Source organism: Lactiplantibacillus plantarum (assembly GCF_014131735.1).
Classification (GTDB): Bacteria; Bacillota; Bacilli; order Lactobacillales; family Lactobacillaceae; genus Lactiplantibacillus; species Lactiplantibacillus plantarum.
In genome coordinates, this window is sequence record NZ_CP039121.1 from 933,206 (window position 1) to 959,321 (window position 26,116).

The 26,116-nt window shown below is 45.5% G+C and carries 26 protein-coding genes; 18 read left to right on the forward strand and 8 right to left on the reverse strand.

The annotated features are described in order from the left end of the window. Positions 1-2: 2 nt before the first annotated feature. Positions 3-878, forward strand: a complete 876-nt coding sequence (locus tag E5260_RS04155; protein ID WP_003642645.1) for a zinc ribbon domain-containing protein — start codon at positions 3-5, stop codon at positions 876-878. A gap of 94 nt (positions 879-972) precedes the next feature. Further along, complete coding sequence (locus E5260_RS04160; protein WP_024971435.1) at positions 973-2,127, forward strand: DUF6287 domain-containing protein; 1,155 nt, start codon at positions 973-975, stop codon at positions 2,125-2,127. A gap of 164 nt (positions 2,128-2,291) precedes the next feature. Here the strand turns inward: E5260_RS04160 and E5260_RS04165 are convergent, their stop codons facing one another. Both E5260_RS04165 and E5260_RS04170 read right to left on the reverse strand, forming a co-directional pair. Next, positions 2,292-3,194: an RluA family pseudouridine synthase gene (locus tag E5260_RS04165; protein ID WP_003642647.1), complete on the reverse strand. Its 903-nt coding sequence runs from the start codon at positions 3,192-3,194 to the stop codon at positions 2,292-2,294. 83 nt (positions 3,195-3,277) lie between these two features. Next, on the reverse strand, positions 3,278-3,739 hold the full coding sequence (locus E5260_RS04170) for a universal stress protein (protein ID WP_003642648.1): 462 nt from the start codon (positions 3,737-3,739) through the stop codon (positions 3,278-3,280). 501 nt (positions 3,740-4,240) lie between these two features. Between E5260_RS04170 and E5260_RS04175 the strand changes: the two genes are divergently transcribed. The 4 genes from E5260_RS04175 (at position 4,241) to E5260_RS04190 (ending at position 8,990) form a co-directional block, all read left to right on the forward strand. Continuing rightward, a complete protein-coding gene (locus E5260_RS04175) occupies positions 4,241-6,598 on the forward strand; it encodes an SH3 domain-containing protein (protein WP_003644705.1) in 2,358 nt (785 codons plus the stop codon). Between the two features lie 501 nt (positions 6,599-7,099). Beyond that, entirely contained in the window at positions 7,100-8,113 is a 1,014-nt protein-coding gene (locus E5260_RS04180) for a lipoate--protein ligase (protein WP_003642650.1), read from the forward strand. 13 nt (positions 8,114-8,126) lie between these two features. Continuing rightward, on the forward strand, positions 8,127-8,507 hold the full coding sequence (locus E5260_RS04185; protein ID WP_003642651.1) for a hypothetical protein: 381 nt from the start codon (positions 8,127-8,129) through the stop codon (positions 8,505-8,507). Between the two features lie 33 nt (positions 8,508-8,540). Then, positions 8,541-8,990 carry a hypothetical protein gene (locus tag E5260_RS04190; RefSeq protein ID WP_003642652.1) on the forward strand — a complete coding sequence of 150 codons (450 nt, stop codon included), beginning with the start codon at positions 8,541-8,543 and terminating at the stop codon, positions 8,988-8,990. Between the two features lie 590 nt (positions 8,991-9,580). Here E5260_RS04190 and E5260_RS04195 read toward each other — a convergent pair. After that, a complete protein-coding gene (locus E5260_RS04195) occupies positions 9,581-10,087 on the reverse strand; it encodes a DUF2798 domain-containing protein (RefSeq protein WP_003642653.1) in 507 nt (168 codons plus the stop codon). A 440-nt stretch (positions 10,088-10,527) separates the two neighbouring features. Between E5260_RS04195 and E5260_RS04200 the strand changes: the two genes are divergently transcribed. The 5 genes from E5260_RS04200 (at position 10,528) to E5260_RS04220 (ending at position 14,696) form a co-directional block, all read left to right on the forward strand. After that, positions 10,528-11,205 (forward strand): hypothetical protein, encoded by a 678-nt coding sequence (locus E5260_RS04200; RefSeq protein WP_003642654.1) that lies wholly within the window; start codon positions 10,528-10,530, stop codon positions 11,203-11,205. Between the two features lie 281 nt (positions 11,206-11,486). After that, positions 11,487-11,786 carry a hypothetical protein gene (locus E5260_RS04205; protein ID WP_003642655.1) on the forward strand — a complete coding sequence of 100 codons (300 nt, stop codon included), beginning with the start codon at positions 11,487-11,489 and terminating at the stop codon, positions 11,784-11,786. A gap of 447 nt (positions 11,787-12,233) precedes the next feature. After that, a complete protein-coding gene (locus tag E5260_RS04210) occupies positions 12,234-13,355 on the forward strand; it encodes a PLP-dependent transferase (protein ID WP_003642656.1) in 1,122 nt (373 codons plus the stop codon). Positions 13,356-13,426: 71 nt separating this feature from the next. Continuing rightward, the gene (locus E5260_RS04215; RefSeq protein ID WP_003642657.1) at positions 13,427-13,747 is read left to right on the forward strand and encodes a thioredoxin family protein; all 321 of its coding nucleotides are present in this window, start codon (positions 13,427-13,429) and stop codon (positions 13,745-13,747) included. A gap of 163 nt (positions 13,748-13,910) precedes the next feature. After that, a complete protein-coding gene (locus E5260_RS04220; protein ID WP_003642658.1) occupies positions 13,911-14,696 on the forward strand; it encodes an alpha/beta fold hydrolase in 786 nt (261 codons plus the stop codon). 58 nt (positions 14,697-14,754) lie between these two features. On the opposite strand, the gene E5260_RS04225 is transcribed toward E5260_RS04220, so the two are convergent. After that, complete coding sequence (locus E5260_RS04225; protein WP_224272114.1) at positions 14,755-15,147, reverse strand: hypothetical protein; 393 nt, start codon at positions 15,145-15,147, stop codon at positions 14,755-14,757. Between the two features lie 235 nt (positions 15,148-15,382). On the opposite strand from E5260_RS04225, the gene spxB reads away from it, so the two are divergent. The 3 genes from spxB (at position 15,383) to E5260_RS04240 (ending at position 18,723) form a co-directional block, all read left to right on the forward strand. Then, positions 15,383-17,140: a pyruvate oxidase gene (gene spxB / locus E5260_RS04230; protein WP_003644701.1), complete on the forward strand. Its 1,758-nt coding sequence runs from the start codon at positions 15,383-15,385 to the stop codon at positions 17,138-17,140. A gap of 897 nt (positions 17,141-18,037) precedes the next feature. Next, positions 18,038-18,352 carry a LasU family protein gene (locus tag E5260_RS04235; protein WP_003642662.1) on the forward strand — a complete coding sequence of 105 codons (315 nt, stop codon included), beginning with the start codon at positions 18,038-18,040 and terminating at the stop codon, positions 18,350-18,352. A 14-nt stretch (positions 18,353-18,366) separates the two neighbouring features. Continuing rightward, positions 18,367-18,723 (forward strand): DUF6483 family protein, encoded by a 357-nt coding sequence (locus E5260_RS04240; protein WP_003644700.1) that lies wholly within the window; start codon positions 18,367-18,369, stop codon positions 18,721-18,723. A gap of 126 nt (positions 18,724-18,849) precedes the next feature. On the opposite strand, the gene E5260_RS04245 is transcribed toward E5260_RS04240, so the two are convergent. The 3 genes from E5260_RS04245 to E5260_RS04255 are packed head-to-tail and all read right to left on the reverse strand — an operon-like array spanning position 18,850 to position 21,944. Next, on the reverse strand, positions 18,850-19,701 hold the full coding sequence (locus tag E5260_RS04245; RefSeq protein WP_003642664.1) for a hypothetical protein: 852 nt from the start codon (positions 19,699-19,701) through the stop codon (positions 18,850-18,852). A gap of 9 nt (positions 19,702-19,710) precedes the next feature. Beyond that, on the reverse strand, positions 19,711-20,127 hold the full coding sequence (locus E5260_RS04250) for a helix-turn-helix domain-containing protein (protein WP_003642665.1): 417 nt from the start codon (positions 20,125-20,127) through the stop codon (positions 19,711-19,713). A 17-nt stretch (positions 20,128-20,144) separates the two neighbouring features. Beyond that, positions 20,145-21,944 (reverse strand): M3 family oligoendopeptidase, encoded by a 1,800-nt coding sequence (locus tag E5260_RS04255; RefSeq protein ID WP_003642666.1) that lies wholly within the window; start codon positions 21,942-21,944, stop codon positions 20,145-20,147. A gap of 116 nt (positions 21,945-22,060) precedes the next feature. Between E5260_RS04255 and E5260_RS04260 the strand changes: the two genes are divergently transcribed. Further along, positions 22,061-22,984 carry an alpha/beta hydrolase gene (locus E5260_RS04260; RefSeq protein ID WP_003642667.1) on the forward strand — a complete coding sequence of 308 codons (924 nt, stop codon included), beginning with the start codon at positions 22,061-22,063 and terminating at the stop codon, positions 22,982-22,984. A 794-nt stretch (positions 22,985-23,778) separates the two neighbouring features. Here the strand turns inward: E5260_RS04260 and E5260_RS04265 are convergent. Continuing rightward, positions 23,779-24,060: a bacteriocin immunity protein gene (locus E5260_RS04265; protein ID WP_003642670.1), complete on the reverse strand. Its 282-nt coding sequence runs from the start codon at positions 24,058-24,060 to the stop codon at positions 23,779-23,781. A gap of 187 nt (positions 24,061-24,247) precedes the next feature. On the opposite strand from E5260_RS04265, the gene E5260_RS04270 reads away from it, so the two are divergent. From E5260_RS04270 to E5260_RS04280, 3 genes are read left to right on the forward strand one after another with little or no spacing between them, the layout of a single operon-like run. Further along, positions 24,248-24,637, forward strand: coding sequence for a GntR family transcriptional regulator (locus E5260_RS04270; protein ID WP_003642671.1), 390 nt, complete (start codon positions 24,248-24,250; stop codon positions 24,635-24,637). Further along, the gene (locus tag E5260_RS04275; RefSeq protein WP_003642672.1) at positions 24,618-25,328 is read left to right on the forward strand and encodes an ATP-binding cassette domain-containing protein; all 711 of its coding nucleotides are present in this window, start codon (positions 24,618-24,620) and stop codon (positions 25,326-25,328) included. The genes E5260_RS04270 and E5260_RS04275 overlap by 20 nt, the downstream gene beginning before the upstream one ends. Next, on the forward strand, positions 25,318-26,091 hold the full coding sequence (locus E5260_RS04280) for an ABC transporter permease (RefSeq protein WP_003642673.1): 774 nt from the start codon (positions 25,318-25,320) through the stop codon (positions 26,089-26,091). The genes E5260_RS04275 and E5260_RS04280 overlap by 11 nt, the downstream gene beginning before the upstream one ends. Positions 26,092-26,116: the final 25 nt, after the last annotated feature.

Consider the following 26,116-nt stretch of genomic DNA (forward strand, 5'->3'; position numbering starts at 1 on the left):
AAATGAATAAGCAGGCACTTTTTTGCTCGCAGTGTGGCAATCAACTGAAAGCCGGGGCGAAGTTTTGCCCGAAATGTGGTGCTGTGGTTGCCCCAAACCAGGAAATTCCGGATCAAGGGCAGTCAGTTGCCGAATCCGAGAATACGGTTGAACGTAGTAGTGATGATACCGTCAATAAAATTTTGACCACAGATACCGTCCAACATGTCAAAAAGTTCTCTGGAAGCTACTTTTCGTGGTTTAAGATGACGATCCGGCATCCCGGTCATCCGATTGAACCGACTAATCGGTACTTTGGACTAACTTCGATCGGTCTTGAGGCCTTTTTACTGGTTTTATCAATTGCGTTAATCTTACGTAAGGCACAAAATGTCGCCAATGATTTTACTAGTTCATTGACTGGTGGTAGTTCGGAAGCTGCGATTCATGCTGGCAGCTTTATCCTAAAAACGAGTATGCTGGTGTTTTTCATGGTTCTTGGGATATATGCGATTTATGTTAGCATTGCCTATGCCTTTCGCCGCGTTGTTAATACTGGTTCGATGCAATTTAGTGATTTTATCAATCAATTTGCAGCAATTACGAATTTGATTCTAATCTTTAATCTACTCACGTTGCTTTTGACGATTCTCACTGGAACTGGTAATTTTTCTGGCATGACTGGATTGTTCTTCTTTATGATCCCAACCATCGGGATTATGAATCTGGCATTTATTTATATCATTATTGATAATGTTGTGAAGCCCCATATTGACAAATTTTATGCGTTAATCATTGCTGAAATCGCATTAGGTTTTGCACTATCTGTTTATGTCATGATATTAGCCGTTTTAGGTGGCAATATGCTTTTCTCACAACTATCGTCACTATTTTCGTAAGCGTTAGTACCGTCGGATTACCGCCGTGACGGATTAGTTAATTTTTAAAGAGACGATGCCATGGATTCAGAGCGGAAAAAAAGGGGACCAGATTTTGAAAAAAAGTGAAACTGTCTGTATCAGTCTGCTGTTACTGTTATTTATTAGCGGTTGTGGTAGCTCACAGCAGGCCTCGCAAGCGTCACATGCGGATAAGAAGCATGGCGTTAGTGTGGTCAAAGTGAAGCCCAAAGTGATTACTGATAAGGCGCACAAAACAAATGATGCAACTAAGGCAACGAGTACGTCAGTCAACGCAAGTTCTCAGTCGACAAAAACAACGTCTCAACAACGGGGGGCTACGACTATGAATCTTAATGAGATCAGTCAGGGCTCCTATGGGAGTTTGTTAGGTGACTGGAAGGAAGTTGCTAGTAGTGTCAATAAGCATGATACTAAGGGCGATGTTTGGCAATCTCCCGAGGCTGGCGCTAAATTAACCGTAAAAGACACGAAAATCAGTGACGGTGAAATAGCCTTAGCAAGTGGGAAATTTGAAGATGCGAATGGTGATGAAGAGGCTGTTACTACTACCATCAAACAGGAAAAAGGCGCACTGCATATTGATGGTGATATCGGTGCAGCTGCCGTCACGTACTGGTTTTATCCAAAGGGAGTTGCAATCAGTGGCTGGGGTGATAACGTTCCTGCCACCATTAAGACGGATACTGAGCGAATCATAACGCGCACAAGTAATAATTCTTATGTAAAAGTTTTTGAACGTCAAACGACCGCCGCCAATACGGGAAACCGCAAGTCGACAATGGCGCTCGGCCAGATTAAAACTGGTGATTATTCAAGTTTGAATGGGACTTGGCAAAATGGACAAGGAAATCAAATCAAGATTCATAATCAGCGGATGAAATTTAGCGATTTTGGCCTGACGCAAGACGCTACTCCGGGGACGATTACTAAACTCAAAATGGATGTGCCATCATTAGATGATCAGCAAGGAAATTCTAAGACGGTTGATGGATTGAAGTATCATCAACAATTAACTTATCAAACCTCAAATGGTGCCAGCATGCTTCAAGGCAGTTTTTCAATATCAGGCTCATCTGGCGGACTTTATGATGTGGTATTTATGCCCGGTGGAAATAATGCTGACCTAAATAATGGTGATAGTAGTCGGGACCGTATCGTAGCGTTAGGAACGCAAAATGATCCCCAAAACATTCCAAGTGATAAGATTTATTATCGCTCAAATTAACAGTTTAGAGGCATAATTAAGCTCTTTTTGGCTAAGATAAATATGCAGGTGTCAAAAAAAGGAAGCTCACTGAGCTTCCTTTTTGGACCCTTCAAGATAGATACTTTCACAACAGTTTGATGGCAAGCGCCGGTAGCCATCTGAATGAAGTTGAACTTGCTTAGTCAGTAGCGCTCGATTAAATGCGGACTATTAAATAAACTTGGCAATGGGGCCGGTACCGTCACCCGTGTGGTGCTAAATGGAAGTTGTAGATCCAACAATTGGGCATGTAACATCAGCCGAGGCGCCGACTCCGCTTGCGAGTCGTAAAGTGGATCACCGATAATCGGGTGGTCACTGGCGGCCAAGTGGACCCGTAGCTGATGGGTACGGCCAGTATGCAGGGTCAGTTTAACTAAACTCTGATGGGCGGTTGTTGCACATACTTCGTAGTCGGTGAGTGCTGGCTGGGCATCGGCCGTGTTGACCCAGCGTTTGCGTTTGTCGGTAGCATCGTGACCGATTGGCGCGGTGAAATGCCCAGTTGGCGTGGTAAAGTGACCACGTACCCAGGCATAATAAGTCCGGCGAATTTGCTTGTCACTGATTAAGCGGTCTAAAATCGGGACGACGACCGGGTTCAATGCGACTAGCATCGCACCAGAAGTCATCTGATCGAGCCGGTGAACCATGTATGGTACCTGCTGAGTTGGTTGGAGTGTGGCTGCTAGGTCATTTAAAATTGATCCGGTTTCACCTGGTTGATTAGGATGCGATTTCACGCCAGCGGGTTTATCAACGACTAACAGATCGCTGTTTTGATATAAAATCGTGGCTGGGGCCGTGGCAGCCGCAATATAGTTTGAGGTCGGAGTCCGAAAGTCACTGGGGATAAACGTCAGCGTCAGGCAATCACCAGTATTGACGAGTTGTGCAATCGACGTTGGTGCACCGTTCAGCTGAATCCGCCGCGTTTGGCGTAACTGGCCCTGAATCCGCTTAGGAATCAGCCAGGTCCGAAGGCAAGCCCGAATCGACTGTTGATTCAAGCTAGACGGGATAGTGAGTTGATAAGTCCAGGTCATGAATAAAGCTCCTTTATAACGGGGAAGACGGGGCAACGCACGGAAACCACTAAAAAAGTCTGGAACGTATCCAGACTTTTTTGTTAGTCTTCTTTTTTAGCGGTCGGCTTAACGATCAAAACGTCACAAATTGCGTTGCGACTGACGTAGGTGGTTACGGAACCGACCATCAAACGTTCAACGGCAGATAAGCCGGTTGAACCAATCATAATTAATTCATTATGGTGGTCAGCGGGAAATTCACGCGCGATAACCGTTTTGGGATTACCAAAACGAACATGGACATCAACGTCGGTCACCCCAGCGTCAATTGTTTGTTGCTTGAGTTCTTCCAAGCGCTTTTGAACGTCTTCCGACAACTTGTAGATGACATCACCACTGACCGCACCGCCGTACGTGTCACTAAATTGGTTGACTTCCAACACGTTTAAAATGTCGAGATGGGTCTTGTTACGCTTAGCGACTTCGATGCCCCGCCGAAGAACTTCGTCGGTAGCCTTGGAGCCATCAACTGGTACCAGGATATTTTGATATTGTTGTAACATAATGGTTACCCCCGTTTGATATGGCTAGTTAATAACTATATTTTAGCATTAATTTTCAGCAATGTAAGCATTTAAAATCGATTGATTTATTTGATAACTTGAGTTTGTAAGGATAATTATTTTAATGGACTGAAAAATGACTAATTTTTTTCAGTCGGTACTAGTCATTGAAAAATAATATTCTTCAAGGTCGTTAATCGATCAATCAGTCACATTTAATTTAAATACAGTAATTGAGAAGCAAGGTGATTTTGGAAAAGCCCCTGGTCATAACGTCTTGCAGCGATTGTCAATTCGGTCAACGATAACAAATTGTTAACTGATCAATCAGTTAAAATGATAACGGTGTCAATCAATTGATATTAATAAAATAATTCGAAGCGATCTCGTTTGAATGTCCCTCTTCGACATGCTAATATTATTCTGTAATAGCAGGTGCTACAGGGGAATTAAATCGGTTGTGCTAACAGCTAACTCACGGAAAGTTTGGGGATTTTAAAATTGAAAATTGGAATGACAAAAAAAGTAGTAACTTCATTATTGCTAAGTACCGCTTTGCTGCCGATGTTGAGTAGTAAAGCTGATACGGCAAGTGAAAATCAAAAACCGGCAGCTGCGACTAAGGGAAACAGCGCTGCTTCAGCTGCAAGCCAACAAGTGACCTTAAGTGCTGGCAGTCAGACGGAAACGACAGCGGCTGGTGCGACTGACCAATCAGTTGCCAGTGACGGTGCCAAGACTGACGATCAAGCTGAATCAACCAGTACGACGACGTCTACTACCAGTGCGGCAAGTCGTGTCACAGTGCGGGCAGCCAGCCAAGCCGCTAAAGCTGACAGTACAGGACTGCAAAGCCAGTCCTCCGCCAGTGAAGCTGCCAAGGATAACGCGGCTGCTAGTGCTACGGCGGACTCCACAACTAGTGCTGTTGATCAACTTGATAAAACGGCCAAAGCTAGTGCAGCCACGAGCCAAGCCAGTCACAGTACGACTAATGAGACGGCTAAAGCCAGCGCGGCCGCAAGTCAGGATAGTCATGTCACTACGGACCAATCCAGCGCGACTGTGACGAGTGAAGTAGCCAAATCAGCCGCATCGTCAGCCGCACCTAAGCAAGCGACTGAGCAGGCGGTAGCCGCGAAAATCTCACCAAAGATTGAGACGGCTGTGGCGGCTGATGCGGTCCAGTCATCAGCGATGATGGCACGGTCCACGCGGGCAATGACTAGTCAGGAAATCTTCCTGAGTCAGATTAAAGCGGGGGCAATCTCTGGTTGGAACAAGTATCAAGTCTTGCCATCAGTCACGGCCGCACAGGCGATTCTGGAAAGTGGCTGGGGACAGTCACAACTAGCAACTGAGGGAAATAACTTATTCGGTATCAAGGGAAGTTATCAAGGGCAATCAATCTACTTCCCAACCCAGGAATGGAATGGCTCACAATACATTACGATTCAAGACGCTTTTCGGAAGTACCCGAATTGGTCAGCTAGTGTTGAAGATCATGGCGCCTTTTTGGTTGTCAATCCGCGTTACAGCAATTTAATTGGGGTTACCGATTATCGGCGCGTTGCCAGTCTCTTGCAACAAGACGGTTACGCAACCGCGCCAACGTACGCGAGTTCGCTGATCAGCATCATTGAATATAACAAGCTACACGAGTGGGATCAAGAAGCGCTCAGTGGTCAGGCAAGTGGCGGAAATGATAATAACCAAGTTCAGCCTGATCAAGACGTCACCCCAACCAGTGGTACACATAAGTTTACTAAGACAACGACAATTCACAATGCGCCGGACGCCACGAGTGCCGTAGTGGGTACTTACAACGCTGGTGAAACAGTCAATTACAATGGTAAGTTAACGGTCGGTAATGCAACTTGGTTACGCTATCAGTCCTATTCTGGCGTATCACGGTATGTGATGATTAGTCAAACAACAACTAATGATAATAATAACCAGGCGACAGTTACGCCAGCTAGTGGGTCGTATAAGTTTACCGCAAAGACCAACATTCGATCAGCCGCAAGCAAAACGGCTCAAGTGGTCGGCACTTATAATGCTGGTGAGACGGTTTACTATAATGGCAAGATTACCACGGGTGGGACAACTTGGTTACGGTATTTATCCTATTCAGGCGCTCAGCATTACGTGGCTATGAGTGGTGATGAGGTTGGTGCTGTGGCTAAACCGGACGTGGTTGCAACCAGTGGGTCGTATCGTTTCACGAAAACGACAGCAATCAAGAGTTCACCTGCAACTAGTGCGACAACGGTTGGGTCTTATAATGCTGGCGATACGGTCTATTACAATGGTAAGGTGACGACAAATGGTCAGACTTGGTTACGTTACATGTCTTACTCAGGTGCCCAGCATTATGTGCAAATTAGTGGTGAGAGTACGTCGACCAATGTTGATAAACCGCAAGTAACGCCTCAAAGTGGTAGTTATCGCTTTACGCAAACAACGGCGATTAAGAATACACCGGCCGGAAATGCCCCAAGTGTCGGTACCTATAGTGCTGGTGATACAGTCTACTACAACGCTAAGGTAACGGCTAACGGCCAGACTTGGTTACGGTATTTGTCTTATTCGGGCGCCCAACATTACGTAGCGATTAGTGGTAATGCCGCTACCGGAAATACGACGTCTAAGCCGGTAACAAACAGTCAAGGGGCGTTCCGCTTCGTAACGACGACTAATATTCGTACGGCGCCAAGTACGCGCGCAAGCGTTGTCGGTGAATATAACCCAGGTGAAACGGTTTATTACAATGGGACGGTTCAAGCTGAGGGTTACACGTGGCTCCGATATCTGAGTCGCTCCGGTGCAACGCACTATGTTGCTAAGCTTGAAGGCTAGGCATATTAGTTGTTCCGGCGTCCAAATGGCTTTATACTAAGGATATTGAAATGGAATAGCGATTACGACCGCTATTAATGTTTCGGCAACCTAGTTGGCTTCGGCTGACTAGGTTGTTTTTTTACTCGGTTTGCAATCGCTTACATTGTATGCTATATTGGATTTATCGGAAGAGTCACAGGTCAGTATCAAACTGTTACCCAATTGTTGTAACAAACCCGTCAAGTGATAGCTAGTGCAGTATAGCAGCGTTTCCGCTAATTTCGGATAACTGACTGGCCCAACCTCCATCTATTGATGGCACGGTTATGTCCACGGAGAACGGATTGCCGCCAATCAAACGTTCACGGATGTGGATAGTGAATCAGTCATCTTGTGGTGTGAAGAATGCCACGCCAAACTTTTTGTATGATTCTTCCAAAAAATGGGCTCACATTGTGGGTCCTTTTTTCATCTTGCTGTATGATTAAAGTAACCTAAAGCTGAAGGAGATTTTAAAACATGTATTATGTCGCAATGAAAGATCATGAGATTGGCCGTAACTTGGCAACCGAACAATATTTAATGAATAACGTGGATTTCGATGAACCATTAGTTTTGTTCTACTATGAAGAACCGTGCATCATTGTTGGTCGGAACCAGAACACCCTTGAAGAAATTAATGCCGACTATGTCCGGGAACATCACATTACCGTAACGCGGCGTCTCTCTGGTGGTGGGGCTGTGTATCAAGATCTTGGTAACCTCTGCTTCAGCTTTGTGGTGGATAGTGACAGTCAAGAGTTTGGCGACTTTAAGACATTTACCAAGCCAATCATTGATGCGCTTCACGATATGGGGGCGACGACAGCGACGGTCAGTGGTCGCAATGATTTGCTCGTTGATGGTAAGAAATTCTCCGGTAACGCCATGTATTCACGGAATGGCAAGACGTTCTCCCATGGCACTTTGATGTTGAATGTTGATTTAAACGTTGTCCCACAGGCGCTAACAGTCCCGACCGACAAGATTGCTTCCAAAGGTATTAAGTCCGTTCGGAGTCGGGTCACGAATTTACGGCCTTATTTAGCGCCAGAATATCAGAATATCACGGTGCCAGAATTTCAGGATGCCCTGTTAAAAGAGTTGTTCCATGTTGATTCGTTGGATCAGATTGCGGATAAGGAATATCACGTGACACCTGAACAACAAAAAGCTATTGATAAAATTTACGAAGACTATTATGCTAATTGGGATTGGGTTTACGGTAAATCACCGGAATTCTCGGTTAAGCGGCGTCAACACTTTGATATGGGAACCATTGATGCGCGGATCTCGGTTGATGACGGCTTGATCAATAACATTAAATTTTATGGTGATTTCTTTGGTAGTGGCAACGTTCAAGATATTGAAGCCGCCCTTAAAGGTGTGCGGTACGACCATGAGGCCATCGCTAAAGCGCTGGCAGATATTGATTTAAATCAGTACTTCACGGGAATTGAACGGTCAGCCGTTATTGACTTAATTGCCCAATAATAGGAGTGATTTGTTGAAACTGACTCGCTTAGTTGCATTTGCGTTTGTGTCCTTTTTTTGTTACGGTATCGTCAATTGGATGATGTCGACTAGCCATTTTCACCTGCAGGCAAAAAATATTTCGGTAGCGGAAATGTGGCAGGGGTTGCTGATTGCCCTAGTCTTATATTTTCTAGGCGTTCTAGCAGTGTATATTAATCGTATGCTGGGTTTTTACGTCCTAGGGTTAGTTGTACTGATATATAGCTTGGGACTTGTCAGCGCCTTAATGTCGGGCTATCAGAGTACGGCTGGCATGGAAATTAAACTGGCGTTAGAAGTTATGGGTGTGATTGGATTGGGGATCAACTTTTATACGTTGGTGTTACTGACTCGCTGGCGACGTGCAAATTAACGAAATTGAATAATGAATGAGGGATAATGTTTTATGCAACGAAACGTACAAGCTTTTATTGATGATGTTACGGCTGACAAGGTTACGCAGGATAGCTTGACTGGTACCTATGCCAAACTAGCGACCAAGGTTAAGCCTTGGCTGGCGAAGCTGGTAGCGGCACTCAATGCCGACCAGCTTGCCCAAGTGACGCTGACGGCTAAGCATGAGCCAGCTATCAGCTTTCGGTTGGAGACGAGTGTTATTAATTTGCCACTGGCTAATCTGACCGAAATTGGAAAGGTTACGGCGGCAGAGGATACGCTGCCAATCAACGTTTACATGATTGCAGAATCCGATGCGTTACCATCAGGATTGCGAATTGATGAGCTGGGAAGCGTTGCCGACGTGCTCGCTGATCAAGCCAACGCTGAAAAGTTATTAACCGATTGGCTGACGGCTCAGACTGATCGCTTAGATCAGATCACGGCGGCGGAAGCTTAAACGTAATCTTTACGAGTTAATTACTAAATCTTTACATGACTATGGTAAGGTAAGAATTGATATTGGAGCCAAGCCAAAATCAAAATACCAATGGAATTGAGTGTGTCGTTCATTAAATCGAACGGGATACTCAATTTTTTTGGTTGCGAAAAGTTAAGTACTGCGGCCCAACTGTGGTGAGTAGGAGCCACGAATTTTGTGGCGGTGCGACTTGCATTTTATCAATGAAGATGATATGGTAGTCCATGCGATGAGTCGATAGAGTCAGATCGTTAGCAATAACGGTTCCGCGCGAGCGGCTAGTGACTAATATTGATAGCGGGGCACGTTTCTCTGACGTATTTCAGAGTGTCTGGGTCACTGACATTGTGGAGTGTCACTCCCGCTGGTTTTACCAGTGCCGCGATGAACGCGTGTTAACCATTTTCGGATGGCTGACACGCGTTTTTTTTTGCGTACAGATCACGCATAAGACTTTCATAGGGTGGACTATTCGGCAAAAGCGGTGGTCGACTGGATAGTCGTAAAATAAAACGGACGGCCATCAGGATAAGATTATCCCGGCGACCGTCCGTCAATGGACTGAAAGATTAGTCCTCTTCGTTCATTGCAGCTGCTGACTCGGTGTTAGCAGTTGCCCGTTGCATTTTTCCAAGCACACCGCGGGCGATTGGGCCGACGATGATGAGTTGGAGTGGTAATGCAACAATCAAGTTAAAGATCCAAGTGTGACCGTAAGTCGCTAAAACGTGACTTCCGGACAATTCACCTTCCACTGCAATCCCGAAGAGGGACATGCAAGTTACCATGCCAAGAACCATCAAGACGGAGATGGTAATCCCAATCAAGACAACCCGTTTGCGCATGTAATCATTAATGATATATTTGAAAGCTAATCGTTTGGCAATTGGTCCCACGACCAATAAGTCTAAAATGATGGCAACGAATAAACCGAGTGGGTAGCCACTAAGGATTGCCATTACTAACCCATTGCTGAAACCTTGAGCAAGGGTAACGTTATAGGCGGTCATCACAAAGACCATTAAACCGGCCATAATGGCGGTAAAGACAACTTCTTCTTTTAAATTACGTGGCATTCTATTCACACACTCCTAGTTTTTTTGTATCGGTTGATTACTATAGCATGCGAAGGGGGCCTCACATAAGTAACAATTTGATGACAAATTATGAAACGGTTACATTGTTAGCCTGTTTTGGGCCGTAGTCGGGTGTCATTTACGATATACTTATAAGGGGCAGTATGATGGCAAAATGAACTTTAAAGAAATAAGGTTGTGGAAACAGCTTTCAAGTTAACAAAATTCATTTCTGCTGATGCCACGGTTGTTGTTGAGGAGATACGTAGTCAAGAAAAGGATGGCACAATGAATCTTAGGTGCCCAAAAATGGACCAACTGAGCCAAATATAATTTAAAGTTAAATTTCGATCCAGAACAGGTAAACGTTGGTAAAGTGAGACAACATAGCGTATGCTGTAGTTAGCATCAGACAATTAATCTTTGGGGAGTTGATTATCTTGAAAAAAATGTTAGTTAGTTCAGCCGTGATTGCTGGGATCATTGCGCTGGGAGGCGGTTATTACTTAGAAGCCGACCATCAGTCTAGTCAGTCGCGGGTTAGTGAAACACAATCAGTTGTGTCAAAGACTAAGGCTAAAAAAGACGCGTCATCTTCAGCAAAGTCGACGAAGCAATCGACAGCTGCTAAATCGTCGTCAACTAAATCGTCGTCAACTAAAGCATCGTCAGTTTCCACAACTTCAGCTAATGAGTCACAATCCGAAGCTAGTGCAACGACTAGTCAGGGTAGTAAGACAGCTACTGCAGCTAGCTCGCAGGGACATTCAAATACCACTGCAACTAGTCAAACAACTACCGGGCAGTCTGCATCCGCGACCTCATCATCAACTAGCGGCCAGCAGACGACCAATCCACAGCAGTTAACAGCTAGTCAGATTAATGATTGGGCTTGGCAACAAGTGGCTAAGGACTATCAACAAACAACCGCCAATAAGCAAAACTTTGTGTTTAATCAGTATCAAAGCGGTGGTTTAGTTTACGTGGAAGTTTATGAAAATACCAACGCCGATGTCGCACACTTAGCGGGTCGTTTTCGGATTAACGCCCAAGGTCAATTGGAACAACAGCAGTTGGCTAAGGGGAACGTATGGCAAGTTGTTGCAACACAGCCATAATGGCGTCGTTTAGCAGGTTATAATTGAAAAATAGTTATTGCCAATTGGGTGTTCAGCGGGTGTCAATTTTGAACACCTAATTTTTAGTATCATCATGGTCAATTTGGTAGCTTGATTCAGCTGTTATCACGGGTAAGTGCCGGCAAGGCCCAAGGTAAGGTATGACAAGCTAGCCTAGTGATGCCTCAGTAATTTGACCAGGATATTGTAACCGCCTTCTTGCTCATTGTGACCAAATACGGCATACTGAAAGTAGTTCATAAAGATTGGTGGCTGGTTTGATGGCAAAAGAGAAACATGAAATTTATGACGAACAGGATAAGCGACTGGGCCGCTTGATTCTGAAAATACTGGGGATCGTCGCGATTGTCAGCGGCTTAGTGGGACCGTTCATTTACTTATTGAATGCAAACTGGGGCCGTGAGCTAGGAACCTTGGCCGTGATTTGTGGCGGCGTTGCGATTTGTCTGGGCCCTAAAGGTCGAACTGCAGGGGGCCAGTGGTTAGCCCTCTTGAAGACGCTGGGGTTGAGTATTTTGATTTTAGGATATTTTGTGATTGTCTTGAAATTATTGGGATAGCTAGGCAGTGTCGAATGCGTTTCTGTAAAAATGGTGGTCAGGATAATGCTGGCACCATTTTTTATTGTGCTGAAATAAGATTGGGGCTTGCGCTCCTATTATTATGAGAGTAAGATGAAAATATCATTAAATAACATGTTGATGAGAAGAGTAGTCAGGTTATACCTTTGACAGGGAGCCGTGGGGAGTGTAAAGCGGTAAGGTAGCGCCTGATGAAGATGAACTCGGAATGCCCAGTTGCGGTCGCAAGGCTGTACTGGCGGGACTGGCCGATACTCCAGTGAGTCAATAATGACTTGATGAGTTTAACGGGGTGACCCGTAATTGAACTTGGGTGGTAACACGCGACCGGCGTCCCTTGAAGATGGCGGCTTTTTTTGTAGTCATTTTTACACTGGCGTCTCTGTAGACTGCCCGACCATAACTAGATTGGATGGGATTGAGATTATGACAAAACAAGCTGAGAAATTACACATTGAAACGCGGTTAGCACAAGCTGGTAATCGGAGTGATGATGAGAAGACCGGGGCAATTTCGGCGCCCATCTACTTGTCGACAGCATATCGACATGCTGGTTTAGGACAATCTACAGGATTTGACTACCCGCGCGAGGCCCAACCGACCCGCTGTATTTTGGAACGAGTGCTGGCAGAGATGGAACACGGCATCGCTGCGTATGCGCTGACTTCTGGCATGGCGGCAATCCAGCTCGTTTTCACGCTTTTCAATAGTGGTGACAAAATTATTGTGTCTGATGACTTATATGGGGGTTCGTACCGCTTCTTTGACCTCTTACACGACCATTATCATTTGGATTTTACTGTCTGGGATGGGCAGGATCAAGCGACATTGGCAGCACTGGCAGACGATCAAACCGTTGCCCTGTGGTTGGAAACGCCATCGAATCCAACCATGAAGGTCATAGATATTACGGCCACAGCGGCTACCGCACACGCCCATGACCTCAAGTTAATCGTTGATAATACTTTCTATACACCATTGATTCAAAAGCCACTGGATCTAGGCGCAGACATCGTCGTTCATTCCGCAACTAAGTATTTAGCCGGTCATAATGATGTTTTAGCCGGTGCAGTGGTAGTCAAGTCGCAGGCGGATGCTGATGCGCTTGAATTTAATCTGGTGACGACTGGTGCGGTCCTTGACCCGTTCGACGCTTGGCTACTCTTACGGAGCTTGAAGACTTTGCCATTACGTTTGCATCAGCAGGAGGCTAATGCGCAGGAACTCGTTACGGTCCTTGAGGCAGATGAACACGTTGAACGCGTCTTATATCCAGGACGTGGTGGAATGATTAGTTTTTATCTCGCTACGGGTACCGACGTCGATACCTTTTTACGAGCATTGAACGTAATCTCGTTTGCGGAAAGTCTTGGCGGTGTCGAGAGCCTGTTAACAGTTCCGGCAGTTCAGACACACGCAGATTTAACGGAAGAGCAACGACAATCAAAGGGGATCACCGCTAACTTATTGCGGCTATCCGTTGGGATCGAAAATAGTGCTGATTTAGCAGCGGATCTCAAGCAAGCGCTGATCCGAGCAACAAAATAAAGCAAAAGACTTTACTTACTTTTAGTATGTGGTAAACTATAATTATTATAAAGATATTGGAGGCATTTTTCATGGCAACTGCAACTTTAAGCGACGAAGAAATTCGCGAACGTATCAAGACGGGTAAACACATGTTATTCTTTACGGCGGACTGGTGCCCGGATTGCGCTTTTATTAAACCAGTAATGCCCCAAATCGAAGCGAAGTACGATCAATATGACTGGATCACGGTTGATCGTGACGCCAACATTGAAATTGCCCAAGACATGGGTGTGATGGGGATTCCTAGTTTCGTTGGGATTGAAGATGGTCAAGAAATTGGTCGATATGTTGACAAATTCCGTAAGACCCAAAAGCAAGTTGAAGATTTCTTAGATACACTTGAAAAGTAGTTTTGAAAGGCATGACGTTAGCTGATAACTAACCGTGTTAAAACGAGCCAACTCGAGTGCGTCCATGATGGTTAAGCTTTAACCACGATGGACGCGTTTGGGTTGGTTTTCGTTTGGGCTTCTGCTACACTATTAACTATTAATTTTGGAAACGGTGATAAACATGACAACAAATTTATTTGAAGATGTGGTGGTGCGGACGACCAAATTTGGTGACTTGCCCGTATTACACGTGTTTGCAGCTAGTCAAGCACAAACTAAGTTACCAACGATCATCGATTATCATGGTTGGACAAATCAGACAGCGACTGAACTGGGTACGGCTTATCAGTTAGTACGCGCGGGTTTTCGAGTCATTCTCCCGACAGCGTATTTACATGGCAGTCGAAATGATGGGACTGATCTCGATCGGCATCCTGAACATTTTTGGTCGATTGTTGGACATTCAGTTGCGGAATTTCCACAATTAGTCGCGGCCTTAGTGGCTGCTGGAATTAGTGATGCTAATAAAATCGGTGTCATGGGAACTTCGATGGGCGGCATTACCGCTGCCGGTATTATGGCAACGCAGCCCACGGTAGTTGCTGGTGTCTCGTTAATTGGTTCACCAGAACCGGTGGCCTTTGCAACCGATCAAGTTGCACAATTACCAGCGGCATTACAAGCTAAGCTCCCAGCAGAACTAATTGAACAAACTTATCAACAATTGGCAAAGTTTGACTTATCTGAACACCCAGAAGCACTGGCGGGACGACCAATGTTCTTTTTCAACGGTACGGCCGATCAAATGGTACCTTATCAGTATATTCGTGATTTTAAGCACCGTTTTAAAGATGAGCCAGCCCTGAAGGCAACTGTCTTTAAACGCGCTGAAGGTGGCGTTCACCATGTACCTCACAAGATTCAAGAAGCTGCTGTCGCCTTCTTGGAGACCAACATTCTTAAATAATGCACACAGCACCCACACTGTTCATAAAACTGAACAGCATGGGTGCTTTTTATTGCCATCAATACCATAACCGTCGGACACTATGATAGCCTAAATCGCCTAAAAGTAGTGGTTCTGACAGTAACATTAGACAGCCGCGTTCCAGTAAGAAAATCGCGAGATTCATCTCATCATCCCAGCGCGCGACCCGTTCGTTGAGCCGGCAGTTGTATCTTGAGCTTGCCTTTAGAGCCAGTGAATTCATTTTAAGGGGGTTGTGGCGCAAGCAGGGAATCCGGGTGAGGAGCCAGGGATAGGCCAACAGGTCGGAACTGATCAGCCAATAAACAGGGAGACTAAAGGTCAGCTGCCACTGTCCAGTCGGTTTCGCGGTAAGCGCATAGTACGTCATTATTAAAACGGGGAGTGCTGACAGTTCGGCAGTCAGAATATTAATTGCTTTATCTTTCATCATTATTTCACCTTGCTGATTGGTTAGATTAAGCCGATGGATAAGCGTTCAATATTTTCCAGAACAACGGCAGGCTAACACGATTTCGGACCAGTGTCAGGTCATCGAATTTGGTTAGTTAAGAAAATATTTATAAAATAATGATTGTTTACAATTGAATTTTGAACAATTTAGATGTATTCTGATAACCGTAAATGAAAACGTATACAATAATTTTAAAAAGAAGGCATTTACTATGGCAAAGATGATTGAAGCGTCTGTTGCAATGTTAAAAGTTATTGAAGCTTGGGATGTTAAACAGATTTACGGCTATGCTGGTGGATCGTTTAACTCAACCATGCACGCGTTGGATGTTGAGCAAGAACGGCTCCAATATGTGCAGGTACGTCACGAACAAGTGGGGGCCCTCGCTGCGGCAGCGGATGCAAAGTTGACGGGTAAAATCGGGGTCGCCTTTGGGTCGGCCGGTCCTGGTGCCGTTAATTTACTCAACGGGTTGTATGATGCTAAGGAAGATCACGTGCCCGTACTTGCCTTGGTGGGCCAAGTTGCTCATACTAATATGAACTATGATTATTTCCAAGAATTCGCTGAAGAACCGATTTTTAGTGATGTGGCGGTCTTTAATCGAACCGTCATGACACCAGAAAGCTTACCATACGTCGTCGATAAGGCCATTCGGACGGCTTATCGTGAAAATGGGGTTGCGGTGGTGACAATTCCTAATGATTTTGGATATGTTGAAATTCCTGATCTTAATTACGATTCAGCAAGTGTCCCTGCTAAACTGACCGGCATTCCTACTATTGATGATGAACAAGTTAAGACGGTGTTAACGATGATCAAGAACGCCAAGTACCCCGTCTTCCACGTTGGTCAAGGGACGCGTGGTGCAACCGAGGACATGATGGCGTTAGCGGAGCGTCTGCAAGTACCGATTATTATCACTGGGTTAGCCAAGGGCGTCATTCCTGATAGCTTTGATGGTAATATGGGAAGCGCTTATCGGGCAGCCTCGAAAGCGGCGGATGAACTGATGGGGATTACCGATTTGGTCGTTTCAGTTGGCGCGGATTATTCGTTCGCACAGATTATGTACACGACTCACGACTTCAAATATGTGCAAATTGAACTGGATCCTGGCAAGTTTGGTCGGCACCATCATTTGGATTTCGGGGTTAATGGCGATGCTAAAGTCTTCATCAAACGGGCCTTGGCATTAAGTGAACCAGCGTCACCGTCGCCATACTACCAAGCGGCTAAAGCAGATATGGCTGACTGGAAACAGTATTTGAAGAAGCTGAGTGAACGGACGACCGATCCACTTGAATACGAACAAGTCTACCAAGAAATCAACCGGGTCGCTGCCGATGATGCAGTTTTCTCAATGGATGTTGGCGACAATACGATTAATAGTTTCCGTTTCCTAAAGATGAATCCCAAGCAAAAATTATTGACTTCAGCACTATTTGCCACGATGGGTGCCGGTGTTCCCGGTGCGATTGCGGCGAAGATGAGTTATCCTGATCGGCAAGCCTTCAACATTGCTGGCGACGGGGCCTTCTCAATGGTCATGCAAGACTTGTTGACCGAAGTTAAGTATCACTTGCCAATCTTTAATATTGTCACGTCTAACCAAACGTTGAACTTTATTAAATCAGAACAAGAAGATGTGCCGCAACCATATTATGGTATCGACTTGATTGATGCTGATTTTGCTAAGATAGCTGAAGGAATGGGCGTCAAAGGTATCCGTGTTGAACATTTTGATCAACTGCACGCAGCCTTCGAAACTGCGATGACCGAATTAAAGGCTGGTCGTCCGGTCCTAATTGATGCCAAGATTACGGACAAACGGGGGTTACCAGTTGAAATCCTTAATGTTGATCCAGCCAAGACATCGGATGCTTCTGTCAGTGCCTTCAAAGAAAAATATGACGCGAACGAATTGAAACCACTAACCAGTTATTTCAAGGAGTTCAACGTCGAATAGTCAGTGTGAACGAGCCTGCAATCAATTGATTGCAGGCTTTTTTGTTCTAGGATAGGTCAGGAATGATTGTTAAAAGGTTCCGGTTTAAGATCAAAAGTAACCAGCTAGGCCCGCTGGAAAAAGTTCGAATCAGCGTAAACATGCTTGGTTAAACGCGTCCTACGCCGACTTCCAGGCATTTCCGTCAATTGCTGGAACGCGGTGGACACAGATTTAAGCCGCAACCCACGTCTTAAATACTGGTCTTCCACTAACCAAGCAAAGGACGCTTGCTAAGTGAAATTTCACCGCTGAGCATTGACCGAAACGCCTTCCAGTCGGGATAGTGTTCGAATGGCGGACATGTGCGTACCCAACTTTTGCTGGACTTGTCATTGTTTTTTACAAACAGTAATTTGTCAATTAACTGTCAGGTTGAAGATGCTATTGTGATAACTTACCATTTCTGAATTACCGTAGTAATAGTTGAATATTTCGACAAAGTAGAGAATACACACTGATATTTCACTAAAAGTTCCAATAAAAAATAGTCAGCGACTAATTGTACCAAGTTAAGTGGCTGTTCATCAGCCATTCGAGCGGCTTCCCGACTGGAGGGGCTGGGTGACAATGCTCAGTAGCCAAATTATTCTTAGTCGGAAGTGGGTTGCTTCCGGCTTAGAATAAGACTCGTATTTGAGATGACGCGGGTTGGGCGTTAGCTCAAATCGACGTCGGCTGCGTTCCAGCAATTGTCACCCAGCCCCGGAGGTCGGCATAGGACGCGCACCGGCTGACGAACAGGAATCGAGTTAACCGGAACCTTTTAACAATATTTCGTGCAGAAAAGGCTTGGTATTATGCGGATATAATTTTAGGGCGTCATTCTGCTTGGTCTGGGAGTTTTAAAAGCGGATAATGAAGCTAATTCTAGGGGGAGTGATGAGGATGAAGCGACGGTTAATTGCAGCGCCTACGGGTCTTTTATTGGTGGGATGGTTGATTGGCTGGGGCTTGCAAGCAATGCACCAACCGATGGGGACGGCTTGGACGGCCTACGCGTTTACGTTATTGATCTTATATACAATTTTGGCGACGTTTATCACTAGTATGGCGGATGCCTATCAGGGAAATCATGGTCGAACAGTACCGGAAAAACAATTTTACTGGTATATGTGTACGTTATCAGTCATTTTGACAATTTTAGCGATTTATTGGATGGCACACAATTAGGGGGATTAATGCTAATGCAAGATGAAAGTGATTGGTTAATGCGGCAGTTACATGCGTTCGCAACGGGGTTAGGGTACACGCTTAGTCGTCATAAGGGAGGCACAACTGAGGTGGTGTTTCCGCAAGATCAAGATCAGCCGTTGCCACATCAAGTCGAATTGGCACAACTAATTGACAGAAGGGCCTATGCTCAAGCCGCTCAGCGGTTGTTAGCGTTGCAGTTCGCAATGACGGAAGCTGAATTCTTGCAGCTCGGAATTTGGCTTTATGCGACGCTTAATCAATTTGACGACCAAAGTCTCGCTGCCGGGGGAATTTCACGAACATCGTTGGTGGCGGGATTGGAACAACTGCAACAATTGAAAATGTGATGCTAAGATTTAAGCAAATCACGAATGAATTTGGCAAAAAAGAGATTCAGCTATGACGGAAAAATTAAAAGTCGTGCTCTCAGAATTTAATCCTGAAAGCACGACTTTAATTTAACGCGTGTTCAATTATCGGACCACATAGACGTGGTCGTGAATCAGGTCGAATGGTCGGAAATGAGCATTTAACTTGGTAACGGCCTCGTTATCCTGATAATTAGCGTGGTCCCAAAATTGTTTGGAACCCGTGGCGCCGTATTTTTCGCCAATGACGATCAATGGGATATCGTAAGGACTTTGCCGCATAGCTTGTAACAAGTCCCAATCAATAGTCAATTTGTCCGGTGACCAGGCCATAATGACGTATTTAATAGTTGCGGCGTACTTATTGAAGGCACTGACGGCATCCAACGCTTCAATCGTCGTGACTGGGTGGCGTCCTGTCTGATTGCCAGTTTCGTGTGTCCAATCCTTTGAATCCGTGGTATAAATTGGCTGACCAGGATGGAGACGTTTGAGGCCCTTGGAAATATAGCCGTTACCGGCCATGACTTCCAGAACTGGTGCGCTGCCGGTGAAGTCAGCTAGGTCTTTCAGAAATGGCGCACTGATGTAGGCCCACATCCCATACTGATCTTCGATATAGTCTCGAAAGTTGCGTAGAAGTTGGTCAACTTTTGGGAGAGCGGCTGATAGTTGATTCCAAGCCGCATCACCAGCAGGATCACCCATGGCATATTGCTGATTGATGCGCTCAAAGAGATGGTCCTGAAAATCATCAGGGACTTCTAAGACTGGCAATTGTTGGGGAGCTAAGCCGGCTGCCAGCAAGCGGTCACTTTCCAAGACATTATTGATCAGTACTAGAATTTGGGGATCATCCTTAAATAAGTCGCGGTACTTCATTAACTGTTGAATATACGGGGCACCGGCTTGCTTTTTGACCCGCTTTTTTAATTGTTTTAACTTCTTGGGATTCATAAAAAACTCCTAGTCATCAAAGTGTAAGTCTAATTCTTCTTGGCCGGTCGCATCCGTTGAAACTCGATGCTGGCGACCATGTAAGTAACCATCCATCAACTGAAACAGTTCATAGCGGTCTTCACTGGATAATTGTTCTTGATTAAACGTCAACGGCTTGCCCGATAAAAAGATGCGACCGAGGTCATACTCTTCTTGGTCTGATTTACCTGACAAGTAATCGGTCGTGACGTTGAAAAATTCGGCTAATTTACGAACTTCTAGGTAGGACGGGGTCCGTAAGTCCCGCTCCCAGTTACCGATTTGAGCCGCGGTATTTTGACGAGTCGTCTTGTCTGCGGTCGGCATTTGATTGAGGGCCGCCGCGAGTTGAGCGAGGGTCATTTTTTGCCCCCGACGTAGTGCTCTTAAACGTTCTGGAAACATGTGCTCACTTCCATTCCTTAGATTAACGGTGCGGATAACGCCATGAATTCATCGATGTCCCGCTTGATCAAAGCCACACCAGCTTGCCAGAAGGCCGGTTTGGTCAGATCAACACCGAGGTGTTTGGCAGCTAGGGCTTCGGTCGACATGTTGGCGGTGTCTCGCAATAGGGCAATGTAGCGGTCTTCAAAGTCCGATTGTGTTTTAGCTTGAGCATAGATACCGAGACTGAAAAGGTAGCCAAATGTGTATGGAAAGTTATAAAACGGGACGTCGTCAATGTAAAAGTGCAACTTGCTAGCCCAAAACATCGGGTGGTAAGTATTTAAGGCATTACCATAGGCGTCTTTTTGGGCGGTTAGCATCAAGTCTGACAAAGTATCAGGAGTGACGATCCCGTGCTGACGGGCGGTATAGAAGCGCGTCTCAAACAGGAAGCGAGCTCGAATATCCAGAAACATGGCTAACGGATTTTGCATTTTAGCATCCAATAAAGTTAATTTGGTTTTGGCATCATCGGCCGCTTTGACACTGGCGTCAGCGACAATCAGTTCGGCGAATGTTGAGGCGGTTTCGGCCACGTTCATCGCGTAATCTTGACGCCAAAGTGGCAGATCTTGAATGACGCTGCCATGAAAGGCGTGCCCTAATTCGTGGGCGAGGGTGGCTGTGTCATTAGGTGAACCCGTAAACGTCATGAAAATTCGGGATTCGTGGGTCTCTGGTAGATTTTCCATATAGCCACCAGGCCGCTTATTAGGGCGATTCTCAGCTTCGACCCAACGATGTTCAAGGGCGTGTTGGGCTAAAGCGCCCATCTTTGGACTAAATTGGCGAAAGTTGTTAATGACAAAATCGGCAGCTTGATCGTAAGTTTGGTTAGGAAGTTGTCCCAAGGTTAGTGGGGCTTTAATATCTTGCCAATCTAGTTGATCTTTACCGAGTAACTGGGCCTTACGCTTCAGGTAACTTAGTAAAATGTCCTTGCTGTCAGCGACAACTTGGTACATTGTGTCTAGTGTCGCTTGACTCATGCGGTTGAGTTCTAGTGGTTTCTGTAGGAAGTTCGTCGTACCATGCGCACGATAATTGGCAAGTCGGAAGCCCGCCAAGTGGTTCAACGTATCAGCAAAGGGAGCGGCGTGAGTTTGCCAAGCGTGCTCCCAGTTGCGCATTAATTCGGCGCGTTGGGCGTTCGGCATGGCGGCTGCTAACATGTTTTGAGCTTGACCCGCGGATAGTTGCTGGGTTATTCCGTTTTCATCGGTATAGGGCACTTGAATTTGGCTAACTAACGTGTCGTAGTGGTCACTCCAACCCTGAAAACCGTCGAGTGCTAAGTCATTGATTAGGGCTTCAGTGTCGTCATCTAGGAGCGCTAAGCCTTGCTGACGCATTTCGGTTAAGTTAAAGGCGATGGCTTGTAGTGCCGGTTGTTGCACGAGCGTGTCAAAGGTGGCTTGATCTAACTTAACGAGCTGCTTCTTGAAGCGGGTTAATAAATTGTTTAACTGATTATCAAGTTGATAAATTTGGTTCAGTAGTGGGGCGGCTTTGGTGTCGTCCGCATGTGCGGATTGATAAGCAACCACGAAAACGGTAGCTTGGTCAATACCGGCTTGAATGGCTTGCAGACTGTTGACGAGTTGGGTAAACCAGTCGGCGTCTGGTGTGTCAGCGGCAGCACGCCAGTGAACTAAGGTGTCTGCTGTCGTGGTCAACTGCTGTTTAATCGTGGACATTTTTGCAGTTAGTGCTGGGGAATCAATGCCACCAGCAAAGATACTGTCCAAATCCCACGTTTTGGAATAGTGCATAAAAAGAAGCCTCCTCAATCTGGTCTAGTTATCTTTAATTATAACGGTTATTATGAAGTAGTGGCGAAATTTTCCCGCTCAAAACAGATTTTTGTCTCATCAAGGAGTGAATTTTAATGAAGAAATGGTGGATCACACTGGGGGTACTCGTTGTTCTGGTAGCGGGAGCTGTGATTGGTGCTGGCAGTTATTTTTACCACGTGGCAATTGCCCGTGGTGATAAGTCATTTGTTACGCAGAGTACAAAGCTATCGAAAAAAAGTTCGGTTTATCACCAAAAGTATTGGTATTTACATGCGCGTAAGCAAACTTGGACTATTGAGTCATCGGATCATTTACGGTTGGTTGCTTGGTATATTCCAGTTAAAAATTCTAAGAGGACTGTTGTTTTGGCACACGGATTTGCTGGGAATAAGGGTTTGATGGGTGCGTGGGCGGGGATGTATCATGAACTCGGCTACAACGTGCTGGTTCCTGATTCCCGAGCAAGTGGTGCGAGCCAGGGAAAAGCGGTCGGCTACGGCTGGCTGGAGCGCCGCGACGACTTGCAGTGGGCCAAAACCGTCGTACATAAAACGGCCACAACTCAAATCGTGATGAGCGGTATCAGTATGGGTGCAGCCGGGATGACGATGGCCAGTGGTGAACGGCAGTTGCCACAGATCAAAGCGTACGTCGTCGATAGTCCGTTTACGAGTGCTGATGCGATTATTAGTTATCAAGCGGGGCAACTCTATCATTTACCCGCGTTTCCGTTAGTCAACGTAACCAGTCTCATTACTAAATTACGTGCTGGTTATAGCTTCAAAGAGGCGGATGCAGTCGCTCAGATTCGTAAAAACCACTTGCCTATCATGATTATCAGCGGCACCCGGGATGATTTTGTCCCGACTAGCATGGGCAAGACGCTGTACCGCAATGCTCACCAACCCAAGTCTTTATGGTTGGTGAAGGGAGCCGGCCACACCACGGCCATTACTCAGAATTACCAACGTTACAAGCGTCACGTCGCCGCATTCTTGGAACAATACGTGCAGTAATGTTAGCTTGCTTGAATTAGCACTGATTTGTCATGAATCGTGATATTAGGATGCTAACTTTCAAGGACAAAAGCAGCCAGCTATGGACCACTGGAAGAAGTGCGAGTTAGCGTAACCTTGCTTAGTTAGTTCGTCCTACGCCGACTTCCAGGCATTTCTGCCAATTGCCGGAACGTGGCGGGCACAGATTTGAGCCGAAAAACCACGTCTCAAATACTAGCCTTTCACTAACCAAGCACAGGACGCTTGCTAAGTGAAATTTCACCACTGGGCATTGTCAGAAACGCCTTCCAGTCGGGAGAGTATTCGAATGGCGGACAGGGATATACCCAACTTTTGCTGGATTTGTCGTTGCTTTTCATAAACGGTAATTTTCTCAATCAACATAGTAATAATTGACCGTCTAGACAAAGCGGTTACTGTAACCTTAAATTTTCGTTGGAGGTTCCTTTGCCAAAATAGCCAACGACAAATTGTACCGAGTTCAGTGGCCGTTCATCTGCCATTCGAGCGGCTTACCGACTGGAGGCGCTGGGTGACAATGCTCAGTAGCCAAATTATTCTTAGTCGGAAGTGGGGTGCTTTCGGCTTAGAATAAGACTCGTATTTGAGACCGGGCGGGTTGTGCACGGGCTCAAATCGACGTCGGCTTACGTTCCAGCAATTGTCACCCAGCCCCGGAGGTCGGAATCGGATGATCATTGCTGACAAACAGGAATCAAACAAACGGCCTCTTAATATCACAAAAGCTCCCAAATTGATTCGATCTGGGAGCTTTTGTGATATTAAGATAATTATGCCCGGTATGGGACCTGGCAAGGTACATCGACGCCATCTTTGAGTGTGATCAGGTATAACTGGTCAAGTACGGCGGGGCCTTGTGAATGACGAGCCCCCCAAGTAGTTAGCAACTGGTTTAGGCGGCTAGCGACTTGATGGTGGTCCGCAACACAGTCTAAGTCTTGTGCGGCCTTAGCTAAGGCTTGTTGTAATTCGGGAATTGCGCGTACTTCGGGGTCACTATAAGCGACATCGATGGCGCGAATTAGCGCAATGGCGTTTTCGTTTTTTAACATGCTACCATCCCTCTCCTGTGATGTGGCGAACTTAGTCCGCGTCCTAATTTAAGTATAGCGCTCCTAAATTGAGATTCAAGTTACAAATGTAACCGCTATCACAAGTAACAGTAGGTCATTATTGTACTTTTGGTATCAGCTGTGTTATATTGTAATAGGAAAATAGGACACCAAGGAGGCCGTTAAATTGAAATTTGATGACAAGGTTCCGATTTATTATCAAATCAAACAGTATATTTATCATAAAATGATTGACGGAACGTTACCACCAGGGGCAAAGTTGCCCGCAGTCCGGCAGCTTGCGTTGGACTTGACGGTTAATGTTAATACAGTTCAGCGGGCACTCAGTGAGATGATTACGGAAGGCACTCTGACGTCCCAACGAGGTAAGGGGAATTTCGTAACGGAAGATCAGGCGCATATTATGCAATTGAGGACTACACTGGTGAACGAGCAATTAGCATTAGCGTACGACCAATTGCACGCACTAAATTTAAGTGACGCCGAAATCGTGGCGAGTCTGCAACAATACATTGCCCAACGAGAGGAGCACAATCATGACAGCATTGACGATTAAGGATTTACGTTATAAACATAATCAACGAATGATTTTACAAAATGTTCAATTAACCCTGGCGCCCAGCAAGATTGTCGGTTTATTAGGTGAAAATGGGGCGGGAAAAACGACCTTGATGCGACTAATTACGGGTAGTGCCAAGGGTCAGGGCAGTATTGTGATCAATGGCGCGACAACTGCCGTAGCCCGTAAGCAGCAGGTAAGTTTCACGGATCATTTGACTGGTTTTAGTGCCGGTATGAAATTACAACAAATCGCGCAATTTTATCAACTTGTTTATCCTGATTTTGACGCCAAACGCTATCAAGAGCTGGTTGACTTTCTGGAACTCAACCAACAACAAAAATTGGGTGAGTTGTCTAAGGGGACCCGCGAGAAATTAATCATTGCGCTGACCCTGAGTCGCAAAGTGGCTTTGTACTTATTAGATGAACCGTTTAGTGGGATCGACAGTATGAGCCGCAAAAAAATTATTAACAGTATTATCAAGTGGACGCCTGCCGAAGCGACATTATTGATTAGTGATCATTATGTCACTGAAATCGCGCCGATTCTTGATGAAATCGTGGTCGTTAAGGACCAAACAATTGTTGTTCATCAGGGTGCAGATGAGATTCGCGACGAACATGGCATGGAACTTGAAGATTATTATGAGAGCTTATATATGGGAGGTGTGACGGATGACAAGTAGTTGGTCACTATTTAAGGCCCTCAGTTGGCCACGCTTTAAGCAAATGAGTTTATTGATTGGTATCGAAGCTTTGGCGGTGATTGTCACTAGTTTGTGGACTGCCATCAAAGGAAACTTCACAGCTGCCACATTATTCTATAATTTATGTGCTTGGATGGCGTTACCTTTAATCGTTGGGTTTATCTTATTGGCAGTTTCAAATGAAAAATTCTTCCGGGCGGGGACGTTCTGGTTATTGCCAATTAGCGATTGGCGACGCTATACGATTAATTTAGTCGTTTCGTTGGTTGATATTGTTTATGTTTGGTTGGTCCAAGTGATTTTATTCTGCTTAACTCTGTGGATTGGTTGGAATGAACTGATGGGAGGCTTAACATCAGCGTCGCTGTTCTTTAGCCAGTTTGATGCGGGTAGTGCCGTGCAGTTCGCACTCGGAACGTTGCTAGTCTTGGTTCTTGTGACGATTCTGATTTGGAGCACGATAACGCTTTGCCATTTTGTTACGAATGCGACCAAGGGCTTTTTACCACGATTTCGGCAACGGTTCGTCAATGTGATTATCACGGTGGTGGTCATTTACGTAGCTTTCCGCTTAGCTAATTTGTTGATTAGCATGGTCAGCTTTCTCTCCAGTCAGCTAGTCAACCAGGGACAAATCGATTCTTTATGGGTCGGTAGTCTCGTCATGTTGGCAGTTATCTTAGTTGAAGGTGTGTTAAATACCTTGATGTTGCAAAAATGGGTTGAGCCAACCTTGAATTAATTTAGTAATCCTAAAAAATCACTCA